The sequence below is a fragment of the Candidatus Methylacidiphilum fumarolicum genome, assembly GCF_949774925.1.
GTDB classification, from domain to species: Bacteria; Verrucomicrobiota; Verrucomicrobiia; order Methylacidiphilales; family Methylacidiphilaceae; genus Methylacidiphilum; species Methylacidiphilum fumarolicum.
Genome location: NZ_OX458932.1, coordinates 748,976 through 761,826, shown reverse-complemented (window position 1 = coordinate 761,826; position 12,851 = coordinate 748,976). Strand labels below are relative to the sequence as shown.

Annotated in this window: 12 protein-coding genes; 3 read left to right on the top strand and 9 right to left on the bottom strand. The window is 42.8% G+C overall.

Features of this window, described 5'->3' with window-relative positions:
• Position 1: 1 nt before the first annotated feature.
• The 3 genes from QOL44_RS03395 to hyfB are packed head-to-tail and all read right to left on the bottom strand — an operon-like array spanning position 2 to position 3,608.
• On the bottom strand, positions 2–664 hold the full coding sequence (locus QOL44_RS03395; RefSeq protein WP_009060528.1) for a hydrogenase-4 component E: 663 nt from the start codon (positions 662–664) through the stop codon (positions 2–4).
• On the bottom strand, positions 661–1,611 hold the full coding sequence (locus QOL44_RS03390) for a respiratory chain complex I subunit 1 family protein (RefSeq protein WP_009060526.1): 951 nt from the start codon (positions 1,609–1,611) through the stop codon (positions 661–663). Before QOL44_RS03390 ends, QOL44_RS03395 begins: the two co-directional genes overlap by 4 nt.
• Positions 1,608–3,608, bottom strand: a complete 2,001-nt coding sequence (gene hyfB, locus QOL44_RS03385) for a hydrogenase 4 subunit B (RefSeq protein WP_009060524.1) — start codon at positions 3,606–3,608, stop codon at positions 1,608–1,610. The genes QOL44_RS03390 and hyfB overlap by 4 nt, the downstream gene beginning before the upstream one ends.
• A 462-nt stretch (positions 3,609–4,070) precedes the next feature.
• Here hyfB and QOL44_RS03380 point away from each other — a divergent pair, with 462 nt between their 5' ends.
• Positions 4,071–4,742, top strand: a complete 672-nt coding sequence (locus tag QOL44_RS03380; RefSeq protein WP_009060522.1) for a gamma-glutamyl-gamma-aminobutyrate hydrolase family protein — start codon at positions 4,071–4,073, stop codon at positions 4,740–4,742.
• Positions 4,743–4,756: 14 nt separating this feature from the next.
• On the opposite strand, the gene QOL44_RS03375 is transcribed toward QOL44_RS03380, so the two are convergent.
• Positions 4,757–5,893, bottom strand: a complete 1,137-nt coding sequence (locus QOL44_RS03375) for an alkene reductase (RefSeq protein ID WP_009060520.1) — start codon at positions 5,891–5,893, stop codon at positions 4,757–4,759.
• A 455-nt stretch (positions 5,894–6,348) separates the two neighbouring features.
• Here QOL44_RS03375 and QOL44_RS03370 point away from each other — a divergent pair, with 455 nt between their 5' ends.
• A complete protein-coding gene (locus QOL44_RS03370; RefSeq protein ID WP_045086950.1) occupies positions 6,349–7,548 on the top strand; it encodes a cation:proton antiporter in 1,200 nt (399 codons plus the stop codon).
• A 208-nt stretch (positions 7,549–7,756) separates the two neighbouring features.
• Here the strand turns inward: QOL44_RS03370 and QOL44_RS03365 are convergent, their stop codons facing one another.
• Positions 7,757–8,902, bottom strand: a complete 1,146-nt coding sequence (locus tag QOL44_RS03365) for an RNA-guided endonuclease InsQ/TnpB family protein (protein ID WP_283401208.1) — start codon at positions 8,900–8,902, stop codon at positions 7,757–7,759.
• 231 nt (positions 8,903–9,133) lie between these two features.
• Positions 9,134–9,340, bottom strand: a complete 207-nt coding sequence (locus QOL44_RS03360; RefSeq protein WP_079199619.1) for a helix-turn-helix domain-containing protein — start codon at positions 9,338–9,340, stop codon at positions 9,134–9,136.
• Positions 9,341–9,388: 48 nt separating this feature from the next.
• Here QOL44_RS03360 and tnpA point away from each other — a divergent pair, with 48 nt between their 5' ends.
• The gene (tnpA, locus tag QOL44_RS03355; protein WP_390886891.1) at positions 9,389–9,805 is read left to right on the top strand and encodes an IS200/IS605 family transposase; all 417 of its coding nucleotides are present in this window, start codon (positions 9,389–9,391) and stop codon (positions 9,803–9,805) included.
• A gap of 150 nt (positions 9,806–9,955) precedes the next feature.
• On the opposite strand, the gene lhgO is transcribed toward tnpA, so the two are convergent.
• The 3 genes from lhgO to rfbC form a co-directional block, all read right to left on the bottom strand.
• A complete protein-coding gene (lhgO, locus tag QOL44_RS03350) occupies positions 9,956–11,152 on the bottom strand; it encodes an L-2-hydroxyglutarate oxidase (RefSeq protein WP_009060791.1) in 1,197 nt (398 codons plus the stop codon).
• Positions 11,153–11,366: 214 nt separating this feature from the next.
• Entirely contained in the window at positions 11,367–12,299 is a 933-nt protein-coding gene (locus QOL44_RS03345; protein ID WP_009060792.1) for an NAD-dependent epimerase/dehydratase family protein, read from the bottom strand.
• Positions 12,296–12,841, bottom strand: coding sequence for a dTDP-4-dehydrorhamnose 3,5-epimerase (gene rfbC / locus QOL44_RS03340; RefSeq protein WP_009060793.1), 546 nt, complete (start codon positions 12,839–12,841; stop codon positions 12,296–12,298). The genes QOL44_RS03345 and rfbC overlap by 4 nt, the downstream gene beginning before the upstream one ends.
• Positions 12,842–12,851: the final 10 nt, after the last annotated feature.

Genomic DNA, 12,851 nt, shown 5'->3' with positions numbered 1-12,851 from the left:
TTTACCGTTCACCTCCTGACTTTTCGAGTCCACGGATATCAACGACATCGAATCTTTCTCTAATTCGGAAAAGAAAGATACCGATAACGATCAATGCGATTAGAACAGAAAAAGCCACACTTATTTCAACAACAAGTGGCATTCCTTTTGCACCAACGGCTGCTAAAATCAAACCATTTTCCATGGACATAAATCCAACAACCTGGCTTATTGCATTGCGCCTACCAGCCATCATCAAAAGACCGATCAACACCACCGCTAGTGCAAATGAAAGATCCTCTCGGGTCATTGGATCGGTACCCCCACTGGCTTTCATCATGACAGTAATCGATAAGGCGGTAAGGAAAAACCCAACAATCACAGAAATTCCCGAACCTACCACCTTTTCTATCTCCCTGTGGATTGCTAGCTTGACAATCAACCATCTCAGGGTCAAAGGGATAGCTATCGCTTTAAACACCAAAGCTATAACCGCTGTGGCGTAGAGATGTGGTGCATGCTGAACAAATCCTTGCCAGGCAGCAGCCGCTGCAAGAACTAAAGCATGCACGGTATAGACGTTCAGAAGGCTAAACATTCTGTCTTGATAAAGAAGAACAAAGCTAACTAGGAGCATTGAGCCAGCTAGCATATGGGTGATATCAAAATTAAGGTTATGATTCATAAGCTTCGTGAAACAAAAAGGAGTACGGTAGCTAGAAGCGCCAGCATGAAAGCAGCTCCAAGAAAGTTTGGGATTTTGAAAAGCCGCATCTTTGCCACCAAGATTTCAAAAAATCCTAGCATTATAGCCCCTAAGCCAATTTTGGCAATATAGGTAAAAAGCCCTATAAAAAAGCTAGAAATCCCACCCACCATGGTTGACATGCCAAAAGGGAAAAAAACGGCGGCAACCAGAGAAAGATAAAGAACGATTTTAAGTTGACTGGCAGCCTCTAGCAAAGCTAGGTATTTGCCAGAATACTCGAGGATCATGGCTTCATGAATCATTGTCAATTCCAGGTGGGTGGCAGGATTATCCACAGGAATTCTCCCATTTTCAGCAATTGCAACTAGAACTAAAGAAGCTAAAGCAAGCCACAAGGAGACTCTTAAGCCTGCTTGTCCAGAAATCATAAAAGTAGAAATTGCAGAGAGATCTGTTGATTTCGCCACCAAAGCTATTGTGAAAATGATCATGATCATTGCGGGTTCAGCCAGTGAAGCAATCAAAGATTCTCTGCTAGATCCTAATCCCCCAAAACTTGTCCCCGCATCTAAGGCCGCAAGGGAAAGGAAAAACCTAGCTGTACCCAAGAGGGCTACAATCGCAATGAGATCCGCTGTTCTACTAAAAAGTAGATTTGCAGAAAAGGTAGGCACAAGGGAGGCTGCTAGCCAGCTGAATGTAAAGACCACATAGGGCGTAGCTTTAAATAACCATGAAGCAGAGTCAGGAAGAGTCACTTCCTTACGAAACAATTTCATGAGGTCGTAGTAGGGCTGCAAAAGAGAAGGACCTTGTTTCAGAAGGAACCGCGCTTTCGTCTTTCTTATAATGCCAATCACCAGAGGACTGACAGCAAGAAGAAGGAACGCATCAAAACATTGAAAAACCAAATTTTTAATCATAACAAAAATGCTAAAAAACCTAAAAGACTCACCAGGGTTAAAAATACTAAAACCAGATACCTCCTAACGGTAAGAAACTGGAGAAAATTGATTTTTTCACTAATGCTATCAATAGCCATCGCTACGGGTTTGTAGAAATATTCCCATATCTGGTCGTGCAGTTTGACGATCATTTTAGCAGCCTTTGGATACCACGGCTCGCTACAAATAACCTTTTCTTTTGTGGCAAAAAGGAAAGGACCAAAGACTTTTCGGATTGGTTGTGCAAAACTATTCGCGGTGTATTGGCAGTCAGGGCTTTTCTCTGGATATCCACAATCCCAAATTGACGTTCTTCTGAATTGATCAGAGGCCAGCCATTTGATACTAGTTAATATGAAAAATAGGAAAATCCCAAGCAGAAGCACTAGAACAAACCCATTATAAGCATTTTGGTCAACCGCAAGGGACAAAGGCATGAAGAAGGATTTAGCAGAAAAAGGAAAGTAATGGGTACCTGCAATCGCTCTGACAACGGGCCCAAGCAAATGAATTACTAATCTTGGAAAGATACCAAAAATAATGCAGAGAAAAGCCAGAGCATACATTGCTAATACTGACCACCGGTCTGTTTCACAGGCTGCTGTTGATTGCATCGATCTCGGGCGGCCCAAAAAGGTTATCCCATAAACTTTAATAAAACATGATGCTGCCAGAGCTGCTGATAAAGCAAGAAAGGCTCCCACAGATGGAACAAGGAACTTCATTCCCCAGGAAGGAAGTTGGGGACTCTGCAGAATCGATTGCATGAGAAGCCATTCGGAAACAAAACCATTTAGTGGAGGAAGCGCGCTGATGGCCACGCTGCCAATTAAAAAAGTAAAGGCGGTATGAGGCATGTTCAAAATCAAGCCCCCCAGTTTTTCCATGTCTCTTTGATCCGTAGCAGACTGGATCGCTCCGGAGCCTAAAAAGAGCAGATTTTTGAAAATTGAATGGTTCAGTGCATGAAAAAGAGCTGCTGTCATTGCCAAGGCCGAAGCAGCAGTCATACCGTAAATTTTAAAAGCCATGGATAGCCCAATCCCTATAAAGACAATGCCAATATTTTCAATCGTATGATAGGCAAGTAGTCTTTTTATATCATGCTGCATCAGTGCATAAAGGACCCCAGCGACTGTGGAAATCCCAGCAATGATCAGAATCAGGATGCTCCACCATTTTTCTTGGAATGGAAGCAGGTCAAAAACAATTCGAATAAACCCATAAACGGCCACTTTCGTCATTACACCACTCATGAGAGCTGACACATGGCTTGGAGCTGCAGGATGAGCTTTCGGCAACCAAACATGAAGAGGCACAAGGCCCGCTTTCGATCCTGCTCCCAATAAAGCAAGTAAAAAGATAAGGGAAGCTAACTTTCCATCCATATTTACCTTACCCATCTGATCAAAACAGTAGGATTTAGAAGGAGCAGCGATGAGACTCAAGGCAAAAAGCAAAGCAAATGTTCCAAGAGAAGCCATCAAAATATAAATAAAGCCTGCCTCAGCTGTTTCTTTGTGCTGATGAGAAGACATGACCAATGCCCATGAAGATAAGGACATCAATTCCCAGAAAAAAAGGAAACTAAAGGCATCAGCTGCAAGGAGGACCATATTCATCGAACCCAAGAAAATAATGTAAAAAGGAAGGATTCTTGACTGTTCGGATGTATGAGAACCATATCCGATGCCATAAAATGAAGAGATGAAAGATCCAAGATTAACGATCAAAAGGAAAAAGCTAGCTAAGGCATCGATTTTAAAGTGGGCACCCGTCGTTGGTAGGCCAAGAGGAAAGCTTATGGACTGACTAGATTGACCAGAGAGAAGAAAAGAAAGAGAACATAGTAAGCCAAACCCTGAATAACAAGCACTTAGCCAATAGGTAAATCTAAAATTGTTCTTTGCAAGAACGACAAAAGAAATATAAAAAATAAAAATAAAGAGTAATCCCTTAAGGAGATATTCGTTCATTTCTGGCTAGAGGCTCGATTTTAACCCAATGGACTTCTACAAAGAATCCTTTCGCCTTTTAACAGAAAGTATGCAGCGAGAATAAAAGGTGAAATAAAGAAAAGAAGCTAGTGTATACATTTTTAGAGAAGATAGATCAATCATGGAAACTTTGCAATAAAAAATAAACTAATATTACAAACATTTCCTAATATAGCTAATCTTTATTAACAGAATGCTTATAATCTAATAATAGCAATATACTATTTTTAAAAATTTTATTTATTCACATGTTATTCATTTCTAATAATTTATTTAATAAAAATTAAAATAAATAAATATAATATACTTTTTAAATAAAAAAATATAACAAACATTATTTAATATTATTTTAATATTATGATTATTTTTCTTTTAGGTAATCTCCATTCGATACTCGAAAAAAAATTTGCTTGCTTATAATGGCTAGATTTTATTTTACAAGTGATTAAAAAAGTTTATTGTTGGATTCGAGATAAGGATAAACAATACTTTGAGAAGCTCAATCAACTAGCTAACACGTATTCTATCCAACTTCTCAATATTAGGGAACATAGACAAGAGGTTATTTCAAAGCTTTACCCAATACCCTCCCCTAAAGAGTACGATGGACTTCTACTGACGGGAGGAGAGGATATCTCAAGAGAATATCAAGAACAGTATAGTAATATAGATGGGGAAGATCCTTCTCAGATAATTTCTCCCAATTTCCAACGTGATAAATGGGAGTTTGCACTACTTGAGCAAACCCTTGACAAAGGCAAGCCAGTACTTTGCATTTGCCGTGGAATCCAGCTGCTTAATATTTTCCTAGGTGGAAGTCTTTCTCTAAACATTTCCGGTCATAATGAACCCATATTCTATGACCAAAACCTGCAAGAGCTGACTGTCGAAAAAAATGCTACTTTCCAATTCCAAGCTGTCAATAGTTCACATCACCAGGCTATAAAGAGAATTGCTGAAGGACTCTCGATAGAAGCCCGAGCGAAATATGATGGAATTATCGAACAGGTAAGGCTTAAGTCTTATCCTTTTTGTATTGGTGTCCAATACCATCCGGAAAGAGATTTAGTCTATTATGGGCCGGTTTTCCAAGCTTTCTTTAAAGCTCTCTAATGAGCAAATGGTAATTAGAGAACAGTCCCGTCTCCTCTCCTGTTTTGTTCGTCGATAGTCGGATAATCTGTGTACCCTTTTTCTTCTCCTCCATAAAATGTGGAAGGATCTGGTACATTCAATAAAGCTCCACGCCGAAACCGTTCCGGTAAATCAGGATTAGCAATAAACAGCCGACCAAAAGCAATAGCATCGGCAATCCCTGAAGCAATGGTCGATTCAGCTCGCTCAGCCGTATAACCACTACAAAAAACTAATACATTTGGGAAAGATTCACGGAAAGCCTTCCGTTCTTCATCTGTTAGAGGTTGCCCTTCTGCCCAATCTGGCTCAACAATGTGAAGATAGGCAATAGAACGCTTTCCAAGTTCAGAGGCAACATACAAATTTGTCTCCATGCTCCCTTCTACTGTCATATCACAAAAAATTCCCTTCGGAGAAAGACGCACCCCTACCCGTTTGTTTCCTATAGCCTCACAAACCGCATCGACCACTTCGAGCACGAAACGTGCCCTATTCTGAAGAGATCCCCCATATTGATCTTTTCTTTGATTTGCTCGAATATCGAGAAACTGATTGGGCAGGTATCCATTAGCACAATGGATTTCGACTAAATCAAAACCAGCTCTCATGGCTCGTTTTGCAGCTGCTGCATACTCGCCAATGATCCGATGAATTTCTGGAATAGAAAGTTCTCTTGGAACATCCGGATCTACCTGAGCCGGAGTACCATCGGGCAATAAAACAAAACATTTAGAATTTTTTGCCTGAATAGGCGAAGGAGCAACGGGAGGTTTTCCTCCTTCTTGAAGTAGATGATGAGAGATTCTCCCAACATGCCAAAGTTGTAAGGCGATTTTTCCTCCAGCCTGATGAACCGCTTCCACAACTCGACGCCAACCTTCCTCCTGAGCATCCGTGTAGATACCAGGAGTCCATATGTATCCTTGCCCTTCTTTACTGATCTGCGTGGCTTCGGTAATAATGAGTCCCGCAGAGGCCCGCTGAGCATAATATTTAGCCATTAATTCTGTAGGAACATCCCCAGGTTGCCCTGCCCGACATCGAGTCATTGGAGCCATCCAGATTCGATTTACTACGGTTATCTCTCCAACAACCAAAGGTTTGAATAAGTGCTTTAATGCATTCATAAGAATCTCTTTTCTTTTTGATAGACATGTTAAGAAAATCTAAAGCAGCAAAGTTCTCAGGAGAAAGTAACCTCCTCCATTGCTTCAAAATCATTACTTATTCCTCTTCAAAAGAAATGAAGCAACTTTTCTGCTTCTTTGTGGACGATCTTAGAGAAGGATCTATCACTAGATCCTCCAAAGCTTACAGAGTAGCGGTTTCGCAGCTGACAAATTCTTCAGGTTAATCGTCTTTTTTTCGTAGCGATTAATGCTCAAATACATATATATTATCGTTAAGTGAGTTTATTCTTTTGTCAATAGTTCAAGCCCTTTTCCCACGGTTTAAAACTTTCATAGGTTAGAAATAAAACATTTTCTTTTTCTTTGTCGAACTTTTGAGGGTCAATTCCAGAAAAGCCTATTGGTAAGAAGCAACTTCTCTTTAAAGAGTGCCTTTTCTTTTTTTAGCTGCTATGAATATTTTGGAAAACCCATGGTTTTTTATTTCCCTCTGGATGGGCGGGGCTTTTTCTGCAGCGCTCTTGGCGATCCGATTGAAAATCCCTGTTGCTCTGGCTGAAATTCTTATGGGAGCTGTTCTAAGTCATTTTTTAGGTCTTTCCAATCCAACAGAATGGATGAATTTTTTGTCTAAGCTAGGGGCTACAATGCTCTGTTTTATTGCTGGTACAGAAATCGAACCTGAATATTTCAAAGAATCGTGGAAAAAAAACATGTTTTCGGGATTAAGCTCCTTTTTGTTTCCTTTCTTGGCCATTGCCCTTTTTTCCCACTACTTGCTACATTGGAAAACTGCTCAATGTATTATTGCTGGTATTGCTCTTGGGACCACTTCCATTGCCATCATATATACTTCCCTTGTTGAAAGAGGCATAGAAAACAGCTCATTAGGCAAGACTCTTTTATCCAGCTGCTTTATTACGGATTTTGGTTCAGTTTTAGCTCTCGGCATTTTTTTTACACATTGGGATCTTTCCTCGATTATTTTCGGAATAATTGCTCTCATAATCCTATGGCTTTTCCCAAAATTTCTTAGATTCCTTCTTGCTTTTCTTAAGAAAAGTCCAGTAAGCGAACCAGAAATAAAATTTGTCTTTCTCATGCTCAGTCTTCTAGGATTTTTGGCTACAATGGCTAAAACCGAACCGGTACTTCCGGCTTTTGTTTTGGGTATTCTTTCAGCTAATAGTTTCTCAAAAGACAGGTTATTACGCAGAAGACTCAGAGCAGTCGCTTACAGCATACTAACTCCATTTTTTTTTATGAAAAGCGGCTTTCACATTTCACTTCATGCGTTAATTTTTGGTTTCTTCCCCATCCTCCTCCTTACCCTGATTAAAACATGCTTCAAGCTGTTTGGCCTATTTCCTTATCTGATACTTGAAAAGCATTCGATTAAAGAAAGTCTTTATGGATCACTTCTTGCAACCGGTGGATTGACATTTGGACTGATTGCTGCCCATTATGGGATACAGAATAAAATATTGAATAGAGAAGAATATTCCATTATTACCATTGCTACTCTTGTTAGCACCCTTATTCCTATGTTATTAGCCGGCCTGATTGTTCCCAAAGCCATAGTTATTGCAGAAAAGAAAAAGGAAGAAGTTCTCCTTAAAAAAGAAATCGGCGAATACGAAGAAGAAGGCTAAAATTGTATTTTTTTTCTCTTCAGAAGCCTGTCAATAGGGAGGTGCTTTGGATGGCAAGCGGTTCAGAAAGTAAAGCGCTGGCATGCCTTTTTGAAAATTGTTGTTCTGCCCAAGCTTCCTCTTCAATAAATTATTGAAAACGTACCGAAAGATTCCATGCTTAGTCTAGAAAACATTCGAAAAATCTAAGAGATCCAGATTCAGGCTACTAATAAATATGGCTTCCAATCTCGTTCTTTTTCCTAATAGCACCTATAATTGCTTGAGGTGATTCATGCAAAATTTTCCTCAAAAGCGCGAAGGCTTTTCTAATTAAATGAACTACTCCATCCAAGCCTGACGGCTCTGGGATGGAGTTTCGCGCTTCCCTGCGGGCAGTTTCACCGGAGTATGCTCGGCTCGCGGACTTCCAGCCCGCAGCGAGGTTCCATCCGGCCAGAGCTTCCCGCTCCACGCATGGATCGGTTCCCGTCCATTCCTTTCCGTATACAACGACCTTCGGCCCCGGAAAGGCGAAGCCGTGATCCTTCTCCCATTTCGCCAAGCCCCAGTCGAGAAGCCCGAGCGCCGAGTTCTCGTCCCGATGGCAGGACGCTCCGCATGCGCACTCATGCCACCGGTCGCCGAGGGTCTTTTTCACGACGCCGCCGCATCGGTGGCATCTCTGGCTTGGCTTCAACGTCCTCGCCTGTGCTTCCAGGTATCCGATACCAGCCTCTTCCGCTTTGTATCCGACCATCGCCCCGAAAGCTCCGAACGATGCGTCCAACATCTCTCGATTCAGCCCGGCTTTTTGCCGCACACGTTTCCCGGGCTTTTTCCGGCTGCCCCGGGCCGAAGCCGTCATCCTTTTCGGCTCCAGCTCCTCCGTGATCAACAGTCCGCTGCGTCTCACCATCGCGGCGCTCTGCTTGTGCAGGAAATCCTTCCTGACGTTCGCCACCTTGGCGTGCATCCGGGCGAGCAGCTCGTACTGCTTGCGCAACCTCTTGGAAATGCGAAATCCCTTCCGTTTCCCGTGCTTGCGGATCGCCGCCTCCATCTTGCGGGAGATCGTCCGCCCGAGCTTCCTGAGCTTCTTAAGCGCCTTGCGCAGATGGCGCGGATTGGCGACCTCGGAAACGTCCGGCTCGCTCTTTCCCGGCTCCAACCTGGCGCTGGTCAGGAACCGCTCCGTGCCCAGGTCGAAAGCCTCGGCTCCACAGCCATGCTCCCGCGCCGGCCGGCAGCGCATCGTGACCGACGCATGCCATCGGCCGCCGGAAAGAAAGATCTCGCATGTCCTGGGTTCTCCGGGAGTACGGGCCTTGCCCCGGATCGGGATCTCCCCAATGCCGGAGAGACGAAGCTTCAGGTGAGCGCTTCGCTCTCTGGCGATCAGCTGCCAGTCACCTTCGTGCTGCTTGAAGCCGAAACCGCTGATTCACCCTGCCTGCTTGAAACGCGGGCATCCCGGCTTTTCGCCTTGCCGGATGCGGCGGAAGAACGCCTGAAAGGCGAGATCCAACCTCTTGAGCGTTACCTGGGCGGATTGAGCGTTGATCGAGGCGAGAAGCGCGCTGCAGGAACGGAGTTCGGTGAGCCATCAGCACTGCTCGACGAAACCGATGCGCCGCTTTTCCTCCTTCCACGCCCGCCTGCGCTCCTCCAAAGCTAGGTTCCAGAGGAAGCAATGGACCCACCGAGTCCGCAAAAGCTCATCCCGGACGGTCTTGGATGGATAGAGCCGGTAGGTGACCTTGCGCTCGACCGGGCCCAGAACGGGAAGACCAGCGGGTGATGCGATCATCATGAGGCGACGCTGGACAGTGGCCAGCAATATGGTCTATCATTTAGTGCAATGACAGGTCAAGTGCGTTTGCACCTTCTCCATCACTGCGTTTACGCGCTGCACTACCATTTAGTTCTTGTCACAAAATACCGCCGCAAGGCGCTCACCCGCCCCATGCTTGACCGGTTGCGTGCTATTGCGGAAATGCGCTGGGAGGGATGGGGCGGACAGCTGCTTGAGTGCAACGGAGAATCTGACCACGTTCACTTGCTGGTTGCCTTGCCACCCAATCTTGGACTCAGCCGCTTCCTGAACAATCTCAAGACAACTTCTTCCAGGCTTCTCCGCAGAGAGTTTGCCACAACGGTCGCCCGTTTCTATCGTAAGGCAGTTCTTTGGAGCCGTTCCTACTGCGTTATCACGTGCGGGGGCGCCCCATTAACCGTCCTCAAACAGTACATCGAACGGCAAGAAACGCCGGAATAGGGCGGCCTTCACCACCAGCCAAGTCCAAGGCTCTGGCTGGAGCACTGGCCGCCAGAGAGGGTAGATGACTAAGTGGTTAGTTTAAAAATCAAATTAGAGAAAATGTTGATAGTTCCTTTCTTATCACCTCGCCATAGTTTCTGCTATTACTTAGGCTTCAATTCTATTTACGATTTCATCAGCGATCGCCAATGAAGCTGTTGCTCCAGGACTAGGAGCATTAAGAAGATGAAGCACTCCTTCATCTTTAACAAACAAAAAGTCATTGACAAGTTTCCCATCGGGGAAGAGGGCTTGAGCCCGAATTCCAACAGCTCCTGCAATCAAGTCTTGTTCTTGAATTTCTGGTACCAACTTTTGGATCGCCTTGCAAAAAAGGCTTTTCCTTTTTGATCTTTTCCACTCTTCCCATGCTGCAAGAGGATATCGTTTTAAAAAATTCCATAATCCTTGATAAGATAAGATTTCATAGGTATCCCTCCAATCGAAGCTGCCTTTAGAGTAGCCCTCTCTTGAAAAAGAGAGAACGGCATTTGGCCCTGCTTCAACTTTTCCATTAATCATTCGGGTCAGATGAACACCCAAAAAAGGAAAACGAGGATCTGGAACAGGATAGATCAAATTTTTAACAAGGTATTTCCTATGCTCTTTGATTTCGAAATATTCTCCTCTAAAAGGAACAATTCGAATGGGACAATGCCCCATTGCTAAACGGCATATTCTATCGCAATAAAGCCCGGCACAATTGACTAGAAAAGAAGTCAAAAAATTTCCTCCCACTGTTCTGACATTCCACGACCTACCTTTTTTCTTAATGTCAACCACCTTGGCTTCCCGAAAGATTTCCCCTCCCATGAGTTCAATTTTAGTAGCAAGCACCTGACAGACTTGCCTATAATCCACAATTCCTTCTTCTGGAACGTAAATTGAAGCAATTCCGCTGGCAAAAGGTTCAATTTTTTTCATCTCTTTGGAATCTAGAATTTGTAATCCAACAAGACCATTCGCATCCCCTTGCTTTTTTAGTCGATGGAGTTCAGAGAGTTCCGCCTCTTCTTTAGCAACGACCAATTTTCCACAAATTTCATGAGCAATCCCATTTTCCCGACAAAAAGAAACCATCTGTCTGATGCCATCGACAGCGAGTTTGGCTTTAAGACTACCAACTGCGTAATAAAGCCCAGCATGGAGCACCCCACTATTATGGCTGCTTTGGTGTTGTCCTACTTCTTTTTCTTTTTCTAGAATTATAAGAGAAGAAACTTTCTTGGATCGCAGAAGCTTATAGCCCAAAGCCAGGCCAATGATACCCCCACCAATAATTATTATTGGGTAGTCATTTTTCATTCGATATATCTTTTTAGAGCGCAGCAAAAAGAAATCAAACCGTCGCTAATTCAAAAATCCAATCGTTTGTTGTTTTTCAAGAAAACCATAGCTCCGTTTTATTTTCTCAAAATCAATCTTCTTCCTTTTCTACCGAAGAAACCATCCAGTTTCCACTCTAGCTTCCATTCGTGTAAAAGCCGCTCTTTTAACATGGCTTTCTTTTAAGATAAATTTAGTAATTCTCAATAGCATAAGTGATATAATCATCCCAAAATCGTTTTTCAGACCACTCTGGAACGTCGAAATGAGCCGGTTGGAAATTGACTCGCATGTAAGGTTCAGTATACGTCTTTTGTTCCTTAAGTTCTACAGCGCAATGCCAGCCAGTTCGGTTGCTAACTTCTCTAGAAACCCTAAGGGCAAAAGCCCCTTGGGATTCTATAAAATAACTTGGATTGGCTTTACAATATTTTTGCTTTTCGGCATGCATCTTTTCGATAAACCGGCAATAACAATGAGCAAGAAGATCACAAGGAATATTATCACGAATATAGTTTGGGGTTTGGACAATAGCCGTTTTTTTTCTTTTCCAATTTTCGATAAGATAAAAAGTAAACCTTTTTTCTTCAAAGATCCCAAATGGGTTAGGAATAACGAATTTTCCTAGAGTAAGCCCATAAACAGTTGCATAATAATTAAAGACTTCTGCAGTTAAGCCCTTAGAAAGTCCATAAGGAGAGAAAGCTCTTAAAGGGCTGTCACCTATGCCTTCATTTGGTTCAAAGACCGAACCGGTAAGAATGATTGTACCAACGCCATGCTCCTTACAAAGGCTAAGGACTTCCTGGATATGCTTCGTATTGTTTTCCAAGGCAAAAAGCCAATCAAAGTTTTCACTTTTGTAGTCTTTAACATAGGCCCCATGATGACAAAGAACATCGAATGTTTTGGTTTTTAAAAGGTTCCGTCCTTTTTCTGAACCAAAAGGGGCTTCCTCTACAAAATCCATGTGCACAGAAAGGTAATCTATTCTTTTTTTTCTTATTCCCTCATAGTCATTTCTTTTTTTAGTGAGCACACCTACTACCTCATGCCCTCTTTCCAAAAGGATTTTGCAGAACCAGAATCCTGTGAAAGAACTTCCTCCCGTAAACAAAATTTTCATTGGAGGACTCTATGCCTGTCTAAGTCAGGATAACTTTTGTCTTTTTCTGAAATAACTAGAGGCTCAAAAGGCCATGGAATATTTAAAGCTGGATCATTATACCGAATTCCCCTTTCATATTCAGGAGCATAAAATTCTCCCACTAAATAAAAGGCTTCTGTGTTATCCATTAATGTCAAAAATCCATGCGCAAACCCTTTAGGAACAAAGAGCATCCGTCTGTTTTCCTCATTGAGTTCACAGGAATAATGACAGAGAAAAGTTTTAGACTCCGGACGCAAATCAACAATGACATCCCATAAAGCCCCACGAATACACCGGATGACTTTGGTTTCCGCCTTGGGAAAAATTTGATAATGCAGACCTCGTAGGGTTCCTCTTTTTAAACTGAAAGAAGTGTTGATCTGCACAATAGTTGGATCAAGACCATGTCTTGTATACTCGTTTTTGCAAAAAAACCGTGCAAAAAAACCTCTTGGGTCTTCCTTTTTTTCAAGATCGATCAAATAAGCCCCATCTAGTGGAAGTGGAACAAATTTCATAGGAACAAAA

What these genes read in the sequence shown, in the direction of transcription:
- QOL44_RS03395 (WP_009060528.1), bottom strand. Translation starts at nt 664, where the DNA reads ATGAATCATAACCTTAATTTTGATATCACCCATATGCTAGCTGGCTCA.
- QOL44_RS03390 (WP_009060526.1), bottom strand. Translation starts at nt 1,611, where the DNA reads ATGATTAAAAATTTGGTTTTTCAATGTTTTGATGCGTTCCTTCTTCTT.
- rfbC (WP_009060793.1), bottom strand. Translation starts at nt 12,841, where the DNA reads ATGAAATTTGTTCCACTTCCACTAGATGGGGCTTATTTGATCGATCTT.
- lhgO (WP_009060791.1), bottom strand. Translation starts at nt 11,152, where the DNA reads ATGAAAAATGACTACCCAATAATAATTATTGGTGGGGGTATCATTGGC.
- hyfB (WP_009060524.1), bottom strand. Translation starts at nt 3,608, where the DNA reads ATGAACGAATATCTCCTTAAGGGATTACTCTTTATTTTTATTTTTTAT.
- QOL44_RS03370 (WP_045086950.1), top strand. Translation starts at nt 6,349, where the DNA reads ATGAATATTTTGGAAAACCCATGGTTTTTTATTTCCCTCTGGATGGGC.
- QOL44_RS03360 (WP_079199619.1), bottom strand. Translation starts at nt 9,340, where the DNA reads ATGATGATCGCATCACCCGCTGGTCTTCCCGTTCTGGGCCCGGTCGAG.
- tnpA (WP_390886891.1), top strand. Translation starts at nt 9,389, where the DNA reads ATGACAGGTCAAGTGCGTTTGCACCTTCTCCATCACTGCGTTTACGCG.
- QOL44_RS03345 (WP_009060792.1), bottom strand. Translation starts at nt 12,299, where the DNA reads ATGAAAATTTTGTTTACGGGAGGAAGTTCTTTCACAGGATTCTGGTTC.
- QOL44_RS03375 (WP_009060520.1), bottom strand. Translation starts at nt 5,893, where the DNA reads ATGAATGCATTAAAGCACTTATTCAAACCTTTGGTTGTTGGAGAGATA.